General features: G+C 72.9%; 12 protein-coding genes. 11 read left to right on the plus strand and 1 reads right to left on the minus strand.

All coding sequences use genetic code 11. The annotated features are described in order from the left end of the window. The first annotated feature begins 81 nt into the window (after positions 1–81). The 7 genes from IG74_RS54225 (at position 82) to IG74_RS0123315 (ending at position 9,007) form a co-directional block, all read left to right on the plus strand. Positions 82–942, plus strand: a complete 861-nt coding sequence (locus tag IG74_RS54225; protein ID WP_158857727.1) for a hypothetical protein — start codon at positions 82–84, stop codon at positions 940–942. Next, positions 939–3,146, plus strand: coding sequence for a glycosyltransferase (locus IG74_RS0123290; RefSeq protein WP_030680650.1), 2,208 nt, complete (start codon positions 939–941; stop codon positions 3,144–3,146). Before IG74_RS54225 ends, IG74_RS0123290 begins: the two co-directional genes overlap by 4 nt. Beyond that, the gene (locus IG74_RS0123295) at positions 3,143–4,360 is read left to right on the plus strand and encodes an acyltransferase family protein (RefSeq protein WP_051855199.1); all 1,218 of its coding nucleotides are present in this window, start codon (positions 3,143–3,145) and stop codon (positions 4,358–4,360) included. Before IG74_RS0123290 ends, IG74_RS0123295 begins: the two co-directional genes overlap by 4 nt. A gap of 164 nt (positions 4,361–4,524) precedes the next feature. Next, positions 4,525–5,184, plus strand: a complete 660-nt coding sequence (locus tag IG74_RS0123300; RefSeq protein WP_030680654.1) for a hypothetical protein — start codon at positions 4,525–4,527, stop codon at positions 5,182–5,184. Then, entirely contained in the window at positions 5,181–6,206 is a 1,026-nt protein-coding gene (locus tag IG74_RS0123305; RefSeq protein ID WP_234334424.1) for a hypothetical protein, read from the plus strand. The genes IG74_RS0123300 and IG74_RS0123305 overlap by 4 nt, the downstream gene beginning before the upstream one ends. 162 nt (positions 6,207–6,368) lie before the next feature. After that, positions 6,369–7,730 carry a nitrate/nitrite transporter gene (locus tag IG74_RS0123310; protein WP_030680659.1) on the plus strand — a complete coding sequence of 454 codons (1,362 nt, stop codon included), beginning with the start codon at positions 6,369–6,371 and terminating at the stop codon, positions 7,728–7,730. 137 nt (positions 7,731–7,867) lie between these two features. Further along, positions 7,868–9,007 (plus strand): uroporphyrinogen-III synthase, encoded by a 1,140-nt coding sequence (locus tag IG74_RS0123315; protein ID WP_030680662.1) that lies wholly within the window; start codon positions 7,868–7,870, stop codon positions 9,005–9,007. Here IG74_RS0123315 and IG74_RS0123320 read toward each other — a convergent pair. After that, positions 8,959–9,540: a DUF1772 domain-containing protein gene (locus tag IG74_RS0123320; RefSeq protein WP_030680665.1), complete on the minus strand. Its 582-nt coding sequence runs from the start codon at positions 9,538–9,540 to the stop codon at positions 8,959–8,961. The two genes, IG74_RS0123315 and IG74_RS0123320, sit on opposite strands and share 49 nt — an antisense overlap. A 268-nt stretch (positions 9,541–9,808) precedes the next feature. On the opposite strand from IG74_RS0123320, the gene IG74_RS0123325 reads away from it, so the two are divergent. The 4 genes from IG74_RS0123325 to IG74_RS0123340 all read left to right on the plus strand — a co-directional run bounded on the left by IG74_RS0123325 (position 9,809) and on the right by IG74_RS0123340 (position 14,605). Then, a complete protein-coding gene (locus IG74_RS0123325) occupies positions 9,809–10,432 on the plus strand; it encodes a CGNR zinc finger domain-containing protein (protein WP_078868983.1) in 624 nt (207 codons plus the stop codon). A 214-nt stretch (positions 10,433–10,646) separates the two neighbouring features. Further along, on the plus strand, positions 10,647–11,216 hold the full coding sequence (locus IG74_RS0123330) for a sigma-70 family RNA polymerase sigma factor (RefSeq protein ID WP_030680670.1): 570 nt from the start codon (positions 10,647–10,649) through the stop codon (positions 11,214–11,216). Continuing rightward, a complete protein-coding gene (locus IG74_RS0123335) occupies positions 11,213–12,085 on the plus strand; it encodes an anti-sigma factor family protein (protein WP_030680673.1) in 873 nt (290 codons plus the stop codon). Before IG74_RS0123330 ends, IG74_RS0123335 begins: the two co-directional genes overlap by 4 nt. Positions 12,086–12,238: 153 nt before the next feature. After that, entirely contained in the window at positions 12,239–14,605 is a 2,367-nt protein-coding gene (locus IG74_RS0123340) for a HelD family protein (RefSeq protein ID WP_199818879.1), read from the plus strand. Positions 14,606–14,610 lie beyond the last annotated feature (5 nt).

A 14,610-nucleotide genomic window follows, 5' to 3' on the forward strand; every position in this document is an offset into this window, starting at 1 on the left:
ACAGGCGGTCTACCAGGCGATTCCTCGGGTGACCCGCATGGTGGCCCGATGGCGGGTCCGCCGGGTCCGGCGGCGGGCCCCATGGGTCCCACGAGTGCGTCGGCGGGGTACGTCCACGACCCGCACGAGGTCACGGTCCAGATCGACGGCGTGGGGCGGCACTTGGCGGGCGAGTCCCCGGCCGGTGTCGACGGCACCCGGATCATGCGAACAGTTTCAGACACCACGGACATGGCCGAAGGTCCGGTGTTCGTCGACGAGACGGGCCGCCGCAGCCGCAGGTACCGCCGCCTCGGCACCTTCGTCGGCCTCGCCTGCGCGGGGTACGCGGTGGTCGTCGTGGCCACCCTCGCCTCCGGCAACTCCAGCGCGCCCTGGCTGCCGGTGCCCGACCCCAAGGACGAGCAGCCCGCGAGCAAGGTGGACACGCCGAACGTACCGGCGGATTCGACGGGTTCACCGCCTTCGTCCCCTTCATCCGATAAGCCTTCCTCCGGTACGACGCCTTCGGCCGGTCCTTCGCGGACGACGAGCGGGACGGCCCCGGACCGGGTCGTCGTGCCCTCGGGCGGTCCGGGCGCGGACGTGCCCACCGCTGACCGCGACGGCGGCGGGCCCGGCGGCCCCGCGGCCCCCGCCCCGAAGCGCGGCGGCGACCGGCCCGCTCCCCGCCCGACGGACGGCGGCGGCGCCCCCGCCCCGGCCCCGACGAACGACCCCGAACCCCCGGCCGCCGAGCCGTCGCAGGACCCCGAGCCCCCTGCCGCCCCGCCCACGCCCACCCCCTCGCCCGAGGGCGAGAACGACGGCGCGGGCAACGGCGCCGGTGCGGGCGACGGAGCCGAGGCAGGCGACGGAGCCGAGGCGGGCGGCGAGTCCGGCTCCGGCTCGCAGCCCGCGACCGACGCGGGCGCCGCCCCACCGGAGGAAGCCCAGCCATGAACCCCCGCTCCAGCGGGCGCGGCGCGGCCCGCCGCGCCGGGCGCCCCGCTGCCCGCGCGCGGACCGCCCGCCGCCTCCCCATGCGCTATCTCCTGCCCAGCCTCCTCCTGGTGGCGCTGCTCGCGATGCTGCTGCTCCGCGGGTACGTGCACAGCGAGATCCTCGCCGACCACCGCGTGCGCCCGCCCGCGGCCACCGACCGGGTCCCGAAGGAGATCCTGCGCGGCGGCCCGGTCATCGACACCCGCGGCGACCGGCAGAAGACCCTGCGCGTGCCCGACCGCCACATCGTGCTGACCTTCGACGACGGCCCCGACCCGAAGTGGACCCCGAAGGTCCTCGACGTCCTGGCCGAACACGACGCGCACGGCGTCTTCTTCGTCACCGGCACGATGGCCTCGCGCCACCCCGGCCTGGTCGCGCGGATGGTCCGCGAGGGCCACGAGGTCGGCCTGCACACCTTCAACCACCCCGACCTGTCGTTCCAGTCGAAGAGCCGCGTCGACCGGGAGCTGTCCCAGAACCAGCTGGCGCTCGCGGGCGCCGCGGGCATCCGCACCTCGCTCTTCCGCCCGCCGTACTCGTCCTTCGCCGACGCCATGGACAACACCTCGTGGCCGGTCGCCCGGCACATCGGCAGCCGCGGCTATCTGACCGTCGTGAACGACACCGACAGCGAGGACTGGAAGCGCCCCGGCGTCGCCGAGATCATCCGCCGTGCCACGCCCGCGGACGGCAGGGGCGCCATCGTCCTCATGCACGACTCGGGCGGCGACCGCTCCCAGACGGTGGCGGCCCTCGACCGCTTCCTGCCGACGCTGAAGCAGCAGGGCTACCGCTTCACCCACCTCACCGATGCCCTGGACGCCCCCAGCGCCCACGCGCGCGTGACCGGCGTCGCGCTGTGGCAGGGCAGGATCTGGATCGCCCTGGTCACCGCGGCCGAGCACATCACGGACATCCTGGTCGTGGGCCTCGCGGTGATCGGCTTCCTGGTCCTCGGCCGGTTCGCCCTGATGCTGGTGCTCTCCGGGATCCACACCCGTCGCGTCCGCAAACGCGACTTCCGGTGGGGCGCGCCGGTGACGGAGCCGGTCTCGGTCCTCGTGCCCGCGTACAACGAGGCCAAGTGCATCGAGAACACCGTCCGTTCCCTGATGGCGAGCGATCACCCGATCGAGGTCCTCGTCATCGACGACGGCTCGACGGACGGCACCGCCCGCATCGTCGAGGGCCTCGGCCTGCCGAACGTACGCGTCGTCCGCCAGCACAACGCGGGCAAGCCCGCGGCGCTCAACAGGGGCCTGGCCAACGCGCGCCACGACCTCGTCGTGATGATGGACGGCGACACCGTCTTCGAGGCGTCGACGGTCCGGGAGCTGGTGCAGCCCTTCGGTGACCCGCGCGTGGGCGCCGTGGCGGGCAACGCGAAGGTCGGCAACCGGGACTCGCTCATCGGCGCCTGGCAGCACATCGAGTACGTGATGGGCTTCAACCTCGACCGCCGCATGTACGACGTGCTGCGCTGCATGCCGACCATCCCCGGCGCCGTCGGCGCCTTCCGCCGCTCCGCCCTGGAGCGGGTCGGCGGCATGAGCGACGACACGCTCGCCGAGGACACCGACATCACGATGGCCCTGCACCGCGACGGCTGGCGCGTCGTGTACGCCGAGAAGGCGCGCGCGTGGACCGAGGCCCCCGAGACCGTGCGCCAGCTGTGGTCCCAGCGCTACCGCTGGTCGTACGGCACGATGCAGGCGATCTGGAAGCACCGGCGCGCGCTCATCGACTCCGGCCCCTCGGGGCGCTTCGGCCGCGTCGGCCTGCCCCTGGTCTCCCTGTTCATGGTCCTGGCCCCGCTCCTCGCGCCCCTCATCGACGTCTTCCTCCTCTACGGCCTGGTCTTCGGCCCCACCCAGAAGACGGTCGCGGCCTGGCTCGGCGTCCTCGCCGTCCAGGCGGTGTGCGCGGCGTACGCCTTCCGCCTCGACCGCGAACCCATGACCCACCTGATCTCGCTCCCGCTCCAGCAGATCCTCTACCGGCAGCTGATGTACGTGGTCCTCCTCCAGTCCTGGATCACCGCCCTCACCGGCGGGCGGCTGCGCTGGCAGAAGCTGCGGCGCACGGGCGTGGTGGAGGCACCGGGCGCGGCGGCGCGGCGGTGGCAGGCGGGCGGCGCGGAAGGGGGGACGGCGGCATGACGCACCACCCCGCGCGCGTGGACGCGGCCGCGGGGGAGGCGGCGCCCGCGGGCGGCACGGAGGCGCCCCCGGCCCCGGCCCCTCCCCGTGACCGCTACCTCGACCTCCTGCGCTCCCTCGCCCTGGTCCGCGTCGTCGTCTACCACCTCTTCGGCTGGGCCTGGCTGACGGTCCTGTTCCCGTCGATGGGCGTGATGTTCGCCCTCGCGGGCTCCTTGACCGCGCGCTCCCTGAAGCGCCCGGCGTGGCAGGTCATCAAGTCCCGCGTACGCCGCCTCCTGCCGCCCCTGTGGGTGTTCAGCGCGGCCGCCCTGTTCCTGCTCCTCGCGGCGGGCTGGAAGCCGGCCGACGACCCGGACCTCGACGGCACCCGGGGCCTGCTGAGCCTCGCGAACTACGTCCTGCCGGTCGGCGCGCCGCCCTTCCCCTGGTACCTCGGCGACAAGGCGGGCCTCCTGGAGGACACCTGGGCCGTGCAGGCGGTCGGCCCGCTCTGGTACCTCCGCGCCTACCTGTGGTTCGTGGTCGCCTCGCCCCTGCTCCTGTGGGCCTTCCGCCGCGCGCCCTGGCCGACGCTCCTCGCGCCCCTGGCCCTGACGGCCCTGCTCACCACGGAGTTCGTCCGCATCCCCGGCGAAACCGGCAACGCCGTCTCCGACTTCGCGGTCTACGGAGGCTGCTGGATCCTCGGCTTCGCCCACCAGGACGGCGTCCTCGCGCGGGTCCCGCGCTACCTCGCCGTCTCCCTCGCCACCCTCACCATGGCCTTCGGCCTGTGGTGGGCCTCCGGCCACCTCGGCCCCGACGGCTGGGACCTGAACGACATCCCCCTCGCCCAGGCCACGTGGTCCCTCGGCTTCGTCGTCGTCCTGCTCGTCTACTCCCCGACCTGGCACCGCCTCCCCGGCCGCCTCGCCGCCTGGGACAGACTGATCACCCTCACCAACAACCGTGCCGTCACGATCTATCTCTGGCACAACCTCTTGATCATGGCGACGGTCCCACTGATCGACATGGCGTACGACATCCCGTTCATGACCGAGCGGACGATGGCGGCGCTCGACTCGACGTACACGATGTGGATGTTCATGCTGGTGTGGCCGCTGATCGGATTGATGGTGCTGGCCGTGGGGTGGGTGGAGGACCTGGCCGCGCGGCGGAGACCGCGGGCGTGGCCCGACGGCACCGCGGAGCGGGGCCGCCCGGGGGCGTAACCGCCCTTCCCGGGTTCTGCGACCGTTGCGCAACAACCCCCGCCGCGCGGCGGGGGTATGCCCCCTTCTGCCCCCGTCCTCGGCAAACCTCACTGTCGCGTGGCGCTTTGCCCGTGGATAGCGTGGGTTCACTCAAGTGAACCCACGTCCCATGGGAGCTGACTGTGACCCGCCGACCCACACTGCTCGCTGCCGCGTCTCTGACCGCTGCCGCAGTCCTGTCACTCTCCGCCTGCGGCGGCGGAGACGGCGGGTCCGGGAACGACGACAAGATCGAGGGCGCCGGAAGCGGCAGCAGCGAGAGTGCGACGCCGTCGCCGAAGGCTTCGGCCGACGCGATAGAACGGCCGCGGATCAAGTTGCCCAAGGGGGACACACTCGTCTTCACCCCTGACACGGTGGGCGACTCCAAGAAGGACGCCGTCCTGAGAGACAACGCGAACTACCTGCGTGCCATCGATGAGGCGATCGGTGCGCGCGACCCCAAGTCCAAGACGGTCGCCTTCTACAGCAAGGACTCCGCCTACCTGGGGTCGGTCGACTGGATCAGCGGATTCATCAAGGACGGGACCACCGTGACGGGCACCGTTCGCTACTTCGACCGCAAAGTCACTCTCAGCAAAGACGGTTCGGCCGGTCTGACGTACTGCGCGGACGAATCGAAGGGTTACACAAAGGACGTCAAGACGGACAAGACCAACGTCACCGAGGTGTCCAAGGATTCGTACGTCTTCTACAACGACCGCCTGCGGAAGAACGACAAGGGCGTCTGGCAGACGACGAGGAGCATCTCGAAGCGGGGAAGTGAGGTGTGCCAACCGTGAAGCACGCAGCCAGGCCTGCGGCGTTGGCCCTTGTCGCCGCGCTCTTGATCACGGCTCAAGCGGCCCCCGCGGCCTGGGCCGACCGCAAGAACACCGGCGGCACGAGCAAGGACGCCGAAGGTGGTGCCAACGGTCGCACCATCAACGTCAAGACCAGGGTCCAGACGACGGTGAACGGCAATGCCGCCACCGGCAAGTCCGGTGTTTCCTCATCCGTGGACGGGGACTGGACGCCCCCTGCTTGCTGGTACGAACCCGCCTTCTCGCCCAAGGAGATCGAGGCCACCGTCAAGAAGTGGCGCAAGGTGAAGATCCTGGGACTAGGCGACCTGGTTGGGGACTTGTTCGACGCGTACTACAAGGACGGAAAGCCGTACAAGGACTACAACCTGGACGAGCAGGGCAAGGGCATGTTCTGGGCGGCTGCCATCAACCCCAACAGAAAGGACGAGCCGGAGGCGAGCGCCTGCGACAAATTGCCCTTCTGGGTGCCCGACAACGCCACGCCGAAGGAACCGCTGGCCATCACACCCAAGGTTCTCGCGGAGTACGCCTATGACGAACTCCCACTGCCGGACACGGAAGTGGAGATGGCACCCAACGCCGAGACCAAAGTGAATCTGCCGACCTGGGTGTGGTTGGACGAGGCGAAGTTCAAGGAGGTCTCGGTCACGGCGAGTCTGCCGGGGACGGGGCTTTCGGCCACGACGACGGCCAAGCCCGTTTCGCTGCGGATCGACCCCGGGACGAAGGACGCCGAGACCTATCCCGCCGCGGGGGAGTGCCCCGTGGTGAAGGGGCGGATCGGTGCGCCCTGGGCGAAGGGCAGGAGCGAGGAGACGCCGCCGTGCGGGGTGAAGTACCTGCGCTCGTCGGGCGACGGATCGTACGGTCTGCGGGCCACCGTCACCTGGAAGATCAGCTGGACGAGCACCACGGAGAAGGGCGACGACCTCCCGGACGGCGAGTTCGGCGCGGACCAGGACGTCGTGGTCAAGGAGATCCAGTCCGTGAACCGGTGAGGGGGCTCCGCACGGGCGGCCGCCCCGGCCCGCCACGCTCCCTCACCACCGCCCGCCCGCCGCCGTGAGAGCAACGTTCCCCCGCGGTCATCCGTCGCCACGGGACGGAAACGCGCCGTCCCTACCTTCGGGATCACCAGTCGTTGGCCGGGGAGGCTTGACATGAAGGTGTGGGGCAAAGGGAGCAGGTGGATCCAGCGGTGGGATCCGGAGGACGACGGGTTCTGGGCGCGGGAGGGGGAGCGCGTCGCCCGGCGGAACCTGGTGTTCTCGGTCCTTTCGGAGCACGTGGGGTTCTCGGTGTGGACCCTGTGGTCGGTCTTGGTGCTGTTCATGGGGCCGGAGTACGGCATCGACCCCGCGGGGAAGTTCTTCCTGGTGTCGATGGCCACGCTCGTGGGCGCCGTCGTGCGCGTGCCGTACACCTTCGCCGTCGCCCGGTTCGGGGGCCGGAACTGGACGGTGATCGCGGCGGGCCTCCTGCTGCTGCCCACCGTGGCCGCGTTCGTCGTCATGGAGCCCGGCACCTCGTACGGCACGTTCATGGCGTGCGCGCTGCTCACCGGCATCGGCGGGGGGAACTTCGCCTCCTCCATGACCAACATCAACTCCTTCTTCCCGCTGCGGAAGAAGGGCTGGGCCCTCGGGCTCAACGCGGGCGGCGGCAACATCGGCGTGCCCGTCGTGCAGCTCGTCGCGCTGGCCGTCATCGGGGCCGGCGGCGGGCCGCGCCTGCTGCTCGGCGTCTACATCCCGCTGGTCGTCGTCTCCGCCGTCTGCGCCGCCCTGTTCATGGACAACATCGCCTCCGTGCGCAACGACACGGGCGCCGCGCGCCAGGCCGCGCGCGACCCGCACACCTGGATCATGGCGTTCCTGTACGTGGGGACCTTCGGGTCGTTCATCGGCTTCAGCTTCGCCTTCGGCCTCGTGCTCCAGACCCAGTTCGGGCGGACGCCGCTGGAGGCCGCGCAGCTCACCTTCGTCGGGCCGCTGCTCGGCTCGCTGATCCGGCCCGTGGGCGGGCGGCTCGCCGACCGCTACGGCGGGGCCCGGATCACCCTGGGGAACTTCGTCGCCATGGCCGCCGCCACCGGCGTCGTCGTCCTGGCCTCGGTGCGGGAGTCGCTCGGGCTGTTCACCGGCGCGTTTGTGGTGCTCTTCGTGCTCAGCGGCCTCGGCAACGGCTCCACGTACAAGATGATCCCGGGCATCTTCCAGGCCAAGGCCCTGCGCAAGGGGCTCACCGGGGACGACGCCGACCGCTACGGGCGGCGGCTCTCGGGCGCCGCCATGGGGCTCATCGGGGCCGTCGGCGCGCTCGGCGGGCTCGGCATCAACCTGGCCTTCCGGCAGTCGTTCCTGAGCGTCGGCTCGGGGACCGCCGCCTACCTCTCCTTCCTCGGCTTCTACGCCCTGTGCTTCGGGGTCACCTGGGCCGTATACCTTCGCCGGCCCGCCGCCCGCACGCGCTCCGTGGCCGCCGCGAGCGCCGAGCGGGAGCTGTCGTACGCCGAGGTGTGACGTAACACGGCGGACATCGCGGTGATCCAGTCCCGTCACCGGCCGTTGGCAGGCTCGATGGCCCGTGGAACCGGGGAGACGGCCACGACGGGGCGGCGGGCAACGGCAGGGCCACTACTACGAGCGGGACGCCACACATGAACGTGATCCACGAGCACGGTCCCCTCGCCGGGTTCACCGTCGGCGTCACCGCCGCCCGCCGCGCCGACGAGCTCGGCGCGCTGCTCCAGCGGCGCGGCGCCACCGTACTGCACGCGCCCGCCCTGCGGATCCTGCCGCTGTCCGACGACGGGCGGCTCCTCGCCGCCACCAAGGAGCTGATCGACCACGCGCCGGACGTCGTCGTCGCCACCACCGCCATCGGCTTCCGGGGATGGGTGGAGGCCGCCGACGGCTGGGGCCACGGAGAGGCGCTGCTCGCGCGCCTGCGCGGGGTCGAACTGCTCGCGCGCGGGCCGAAGGTGAAGGGCGCCGTGCGGGCCGCGGGCCTCGTCGAGCACTGGTCGCCGTCGTCGGAGTCGATGGCGGAGGTCCTGGACCGGCTGCTCGCCGAGGGCGTCTCGGGGCGCCGCGTCGCGCTCCAGCTGCACGGCGAACCGCTGCCCGGCTTCGTGGAGGCGCTGCGGGCCGGGGGAGCGGACGTCGTCCTCGTACCGGTGTACCGGTGGCTGCCGCCCGCCGACCTCGCGCCCGTGGACCGGCTGCTCGACGCGGCCGTGACGCGCGGCGTCGACGCGCTCACCTTCACCAGCGCGCCCGCCGCCGCATCCCTGCTCGCGCGGGCCGATGACCGGGGGATGGCCGGGGAGCTGCGCGCCGCCCTGGCGCACGACGTGCTCGCGGCCTGCGTGGGCCCGGTGACCGCCCTGCCGCTCCAGGGCCTGGGCGTGGACACCGTGCAGCCGGAGCGGTTCCGGCTCGGCCCGCTCGTGCAGCTGCTGTGCCAGGAACTGCCCGCGCGGGCCCGGACGTTGCCGGTCGCCGGGCACCGGGTGGAGATCAGGGGGCACGCGGTCCTGGTCGACGGCGAGCTGCGGGCCGTGCCGCCCGCGGGGATGGCGCTGCTGCGCTCGCTCGCGCGGCGGCCCGGGTGGGTGGTCGCGCGCGCCGAACTGCTGCGGGCGCTGCCGGGCGCGGGCCGCGACGAACACGCCGTCGAGACCGCCATGGCCCGGCTGCGCACGGCACTCGGCGTGCCCAAGCTCGTCCAGACCGTGGTCAAGCGGGGCTACCGGCTCGCGCTCGACCCGGCGGCCGGGTCCAAGTACGGGCTCTGAGCCGGGGCGCCCAGGAGCCGCCCGCGCAGCACGAGCGCCCGGCCGAGCAGGCCGAACGCGAGCGTGCACAGGACCGCCCGCACGATGTTCCACGCCACCCACGGGTCCTCGAAGTCCGCGCGCACGGCCGCAGGATCGGCGATCCGCGCCGGGTCGCCCGCCGCGGCGAGGTCGTCGTTCATGGGCACGTTCACCACGGCGGTGAGCACGAACGCGAGCGCGTACGCGGCCAGGGCGCCGAGCACCCACCACCGCAGCGGCGTGCGCCGCAGCCGCCACGCCGCGAGCCCGGTGCTCAGCAGCGCCCCGACGAAGCCGAAGAAGAACACCGGGTTCTGGATGACGTCGTTGATGTGCTGCATGACCTCGATGTACGCGCGGTCCGAGCTGCGGGCGAGGCCGGGCATCACCGCGCACGCGAAGACGTAGAAGGATCCGGCCATCAGGCCCGTGGTGAGCGCTGCCGCGCCCAGGGTGACGCCGCCGGAGGACCGGCCTGGGCGCGGGGCGTGGGGTGTGCCGTGGTTCGTCATGGCATCGAGTCAAGCCGCCCGCCGCCGCCCCGGCCATGGCCGACGAGCGCACCGGCATAAGCGCGCGTCTTCGGCCCGCGGCGCGGCCGTCTCCTGCCACAGTGGCGTCCGCGCGTGGTGGCAGGGGTTCCGGACCCGCGCCAGGACGGGCACTGTAGGAGTACGGACGGGCGTACGGACGAGCGTGACGGCGACGCGCACCCGCACGTCGGCACGCACCGGAACGGCCCCCCGAACTCACCGGTGACCCCGAGGCGGTGACACCCGCATGGCGTTGAGTGCGGCCCCCCAGGAGGCCCCTCAGGAGACCCCGCACAAGGTCGCGTACGGCGAGCTGCGCTTCGACTCCGGCCGGAGCTGCCTCGACCTCCTCGCGACGACCCACCCCGTGGAACGGCTCGACGACGTGGACCGGCTGTGCGCCTGGCTGACCGGGGCGGGCCTGGTCCCGCCGGGCACACCGCTGCCGGACGCCGGCCAGGACTGGCTCGCGGGCTTCCGCGAACTGCGCGGCCACATCGACCGGTTGGTCGGCGGCGAGCTGGCGGGACGGCCCGCCGACGCCGCGCTCGCCCGCGTGAACGCCCTTGCCGCGGCGGCCCCGCCCGCCCCGCGCGCCGTCCGCCACGCCGACGGCAGCCTCACCCGCGCCCTGCACGGCGCTCCGGGGCGCGCCGCGCTGCTCGCCGCCGTCGCCCGCGACGCCGTCGAACTGCTCACCGACCCGGTGGCCCGCCCGCTGCTCCGCCGGTGCGCGGGCGACAGCTGCCCCATCGTCTACCTCGACACGTCACGGGGGCACCGGCGCCGCTGGTGCTCCAGCGAGGTGTGCGGCAACCGGGAGCGGGTCGCCCGGCACCGGCGGCGGGCGGCGGGGCTCGCGCCCGCGTGAGCGACGAAAACCCCTCCGGCGCCTGAACACATCCCCCGCTCCGTCCGTACGTCCATGATGACCAGCCGGCGCGCGGTTCGGCAGGGCCCCGAAGGGGCGCGGGGAACTGCGCGACCGGCCGAGGACGGCTCGCAGGCAACCGACCACCCATCGCGGCAGCCCAGAGATCGCACAGTCGGGCAGCCCGGACGAACCGCGGACACCGGAGGCAGACGTGCGCAAGGATTCCGCCGTGGCCGATGAACGCCCGCACCGACATCGCGCGGAGCCCGTGCCGGAACCGGACGAGGAGCTGATGCGCGCGCTGTACCGCGAGCACGCCGGTCCACTTCTCGCCTATGTGCTCCGCCTTGTGGCGGGAGACCGGCAGCGCGCCGAAGATGTCGTACAGGAAACGCTCATCCGTGCCTGGAAGAACGCCGGTCAGCTCAACCGTGCGACCGGTTCGGTACGCCCCTGGCTGGTGACGGTCGCGCGCCGCATCGTCATCGACGGCCACCGCAGCCGGCAGGCCCGGCCGCAGGAGGTCGACCCGTCGCCGCTGGAGGTCATCCCCGCGGAGGACGAGATCGATAAGGCGCTGTGGCTGATGACGCTGTCGGACGCGCTGGAGGACCTGACTCCCGCGCACCGGGAGGTACTTGTCGAGACCTACTTCAAAGGGCGTACGGTCAATGAGGCGGCCGAGACGCTGGGCATACCCAGTGGGACGGTGCGCTCGCGGGTCTTCTACGCGCTGCGCTCGATGAAGCTGGCTCTGGAGGAGCGGGGGGTGACGGCATGAGTACGCCGTACGACGCACACGGCCATGACCGGGGTGACCACGACCCGCAGGGTCCCGGCGCGGTGCACGAGACCGTCGGCGCCTACGCCCTCGGCATCCTGGACGACGCGGAGGCCACCGAGTTCGAGGTCCACCTGGCGGGCTGCGAGATCTGCGCGCGGCAGCTGGAGGAGTTCTCCGGCATGGAGCCGATGCTTGCCGCCCTCGCGGACCTGCCGGGCGCGCGCGGTGCGCTCGGGGCGCCCGCGGGCCCCGACGCGGCCGTGCCCCGGCCGCGCGGCCTGCCCGAACTCGGCGAACAGCTCGCCGCCCGGCCCAGCCCGCGCCTCGCCGAACGCCTCGTGGACGAGGTCGCCGACCGGCGCGCGCGGCGGCGCAGGCGCGGCCTGTACCTGGTCGCGGCGGCGGCCGCGCTGATCATCGGCGGGCCCCTCGCGGTCGTCGTGGCCGACGGCGGTGACGACGGCTCGAAGCGGCCGGTGGCGGTCGACCCGCACCCGACCTCGCCCGCCGAGGACGCCTTCTTCCACCACATGGAGGAGAAGACCACCGCCACCGACCCCACGACCAAGGTCACCGCCACGGTCGGCACGGAGAAGAAGGCCTGGGGCACCCACACCGTCCTGGAGTTGAAGAACGTCAAGGGCCCGCTGAAGTGCTCCCTCGTCGCCGTCGGCAAGGACGGCAAGCGCGAGACCGTGTCGTCCTGGTCCGTGCCCAAGTGGGGCTACGGCATCAAGGACAGTTCGAACAAATGGGCCCGCAATCCGCTGTACGTCCACGGCGGTGCCGCCTTCGACCGCGCCGACATCGACCGCTTCGAGGTCACCACGTTCGACGGCGAGCGCCTCGTGTCGGTGGACGTCTGAGGCCCTCAGGACCCCGGCCACCGCCCTGACCAGCAACGCCCCGGGTCACGGCCCGGCGACGGACGGCGCACGAGACTGCACAAGCGGGGCCCCTTTCGCGTACGGTGGACGGCTGCTCAACACGAGCAGCAGCACGTCTTGAAAGGGGCCCCGGTGGCCGACGTACGCGACCGCGAGATCAGCGTCGAACAGGAACACCTCGACCAGGTCTACCGCCGCCTGGAGGAGAAGATCCACGAGGCCGAGTTCCTGATGAACGACGCCGCCCAGCGTTCTCAGGTCGGTACGCCGGGCGCGCTCGCCGAGCGCGACGCGCAGGTCTTCCGCGCGGGCATCCACCTCAACCGGCTCAACAACGAGTTCGAGGACTTCCTCTTCGGCCGCATCGACCTGCTGCTCGGCAAGGACGGCAAGAAGGGCCCGGACGGCGCCTACACGGCGGTCGAACCCGCCGAGGGCGTGGTCCGCGAGGACGAGTCGGGCCAGCGGGCCGACATCGCCGAGACCCTGCACATCGGCCGCATCGGCGTCCTCGACGCGGACTACTCGCCGCTGGTCATCGACTGGCGCGCGCCCGCCGCCGCGCCCTTCTACCGCTCCACGCCCGTGGACCCCGGCCGGGTCGTGCGCCGGCGCGTCATCCGCTCCAAGGGCCGCAAGGTCCTCGGCGTCGAGGACGACCTGATGCGCCCCGAGCTGACGGCGTACCTGAACGGCGAGGCGCTGCCCGTCGTCGGCGACGGCGCGCTCATGGCCGCGCTCGGGCAGGCCCGCAGCCACACCATGCGGGACATCGTGGCGTCCATCCAGGCCGAGCAGGACCTGGTGATCCGGGCCCCCGCCGCGTCCGTGACGTACGTCGAGGGCGGTCCGGGCACCGGCAAGACGGCGGTCGCGCTGCACCGCGCCGCGTACCTCCTCTACCAGGACCGCCGCCGCTACGCGGGCGGCATCCTCATCGTCTCGCCGACCCCCCTCCTGGTCGCCTACACGGAGGGCGTCCTGCCGTCCCTCGGCGAGGAGGGCCAGGTCGCCATCCGCGCGGTCGGCTCCCTCGTCGACGGCGTGGACGCCACGGTCTACGACTCCCCGGCGGTGGCCCGCGTCAAGGGCTCGTCCCGCATGCTGAAGATCCTCCGCAAGGCGGCGCGAGGGGCCCTGGAGACCCCGCCGGTGCCTGCCCCGGCCCCTGAGGAGGACGCCCTCTTCCCGGCTCCTGACGAGGACGCCCTGTTCGCGGTCCCGGCCGACGGTCCCCCGCAGGCGGCGAGCGGCCTCACCCGCCTGCGCGTGGTGGCCTTCGGCCGCCGCCTGGAGCTGGAGGCGGGTGACCTCGCCCGCATCAGGCGCAACGCGCTCGGCGGCACCGCCCCGGTCAACCTGCTGCGCCCCCGGGCCCGCAAGCTCCTCCTGGACGCCCTCTGGGACAAGTCGGGCGCGGCCGGGCGCCACAGCGACCCCGAACTCGCCGCCGAACTCCGCTCGTCGTTCGACGACGACGTCAGCACCGAGGACGCGTTCATCGCGTTCCTGGACGCGTGGTGGCCCGTGCTCACCCCCCGCGGCGTGCTGCGCGCGATGGCCGACGAGAAGCGCCTCGGCCGCTGGGCGCGCCGGGTGCTCAACCCGGGCGAGGTGCGCAAGCTGGCCCGCTCCCTGCGCCGCGAGGCGTACTCCGTGCACGACATCGCGCTCCTGGACGAGCTCCAGGCGATCCTCGGCACCCCGGCGCGGCCGAAGAAGAAGCGCGACCTCGACCCGCTCGACCAGCTCACCGGCCTCGACGAGCTGATGCCGGTGCGCGAGGAGTCCCAGCGCGAGCGCGCCGAGCGGCTCGCCGCCGAGCGCACCGAGTACGCGCACGTCATCGTCGACGAGGCGCAGGACCTCACGCCGATGCAGTGGCGCATGGTGGGCCGCCGCGGCCGCCACGCCACCTGGACGGTCGTGGGCGACCCGGCGCAGTCGTCGTGGTCCGACCCGGACGAGGCCGCCGCGGCCCGCGACGAGGCCCTCGGTACCCGCCCGCGCCGCCGCTTCACGCTGACCGTCAACTACCGCAACCCGGCCGAGATCGCCGACCTCGCCGCCAAGGTGCTCGCCCTGGCCATGCCCGGCTCCGAGTCCCCGTCCGCCGTGCGCTCCACGGGTGTCGCGCCGCGCTTCGCCGTGGTCCGGGGTAAGGACCTCGGCGGGTCCGTGCGCGAGGAGGCGGCCCGGCTGCTCGACGAGGTCGAGGGGACGGTGGGCGTCGTCGTGGCCATGCACCGCCGCGACCAGGCGGCCCGCTGGCTCGCCGGGCTCGGCGAGCGCGTCGTCGCGCTCGGCAGCCTGGAGGCCAAGGGCCTGGAGTACGACGCGACGGTCGTGGTCTCGCCCGCGGAGATCGCCGACGAGTCCCCGGCGGGGCTGCGCGTCCTGTACGTGGCGCTGACCCGTGCCACCCAGCAGCTCACGGTCCTGTCGGGCGAGCGCGACGAGCCGGACGCGGGCGGCGTGCCGGACCTGCTCAGGGAATGACCCCC

The sequence above is a fragment of the Streptomyces sp. NRRL B-1347 genome, assembly GCF_000720325.1.
Taxonomy (GTDB): domain Bacteria; phylum Actinomycetota; class Actinomycetes; order Streptomycetales; family Streptomycetaceae; genus Streptomyces.

Excerpts from the sequence above, each read along its gene's own strand:
- IG74_RS54225 (WP_158857727.1), top strand. The coding sequence starts at position 82 with ATGGGTCCCACGAGTGCGTCGGCGGGGTACGTCCACGACCCGCACGAG.
- IG74_RS0123290 (WP_030680650.1), top strand. The coding sequence starts at position 939 with ATGAACCCCCGCTCCAGCGGGCGCGGCGCGGCCCGCCGCGCCGGGCGC.
- IG74_RS0123295 (WP_051855199.1), top strand. The coding sequence starts at position 3,143 with ATGACGCACCACCCCGCGCGCGTGGACGCGGCCGCGGGGGAGGCGGCG.
- IG74_RS0123310 (WP_030680659.1), top strand. The coding sequence starts at position 6,369 with ATGAAGGTGTGGGGCAAAGGGAGCAGGTGGATCCAGCGGTGGGATCCG.
- IG74_RS0123315 (WP_030680662.1), top strand. The coding sequence starts at position 7,868 with ATGAACGTGATCCACGAGCACGGTCCCCTCGCCGGGTTCACCGTCGGC.
- IG74_RS0123320 (WP_030680665.1), bottom strand. The coding sequence starts at position 9,540 with ATGACGAACCACGGCACACCCCACGCCCCGCGCCCAGGCCGGTCCTCC.
- IG74_RS0123325 (WP_078868983.1), top strand. The coding sequence starts at position 9,809 with ATGGCGTTGAGTGCGGCCCCCCAGGAGGCCCCTCAGGAGACCCCGCAC.
- IG74_RS0123335 (WP_030680673.1), top strand. The coding sequence starts at position 11,213 with ATGAGTACGCCGTACGACGCACACGGCCATGACCGGGGTGACCACGAC.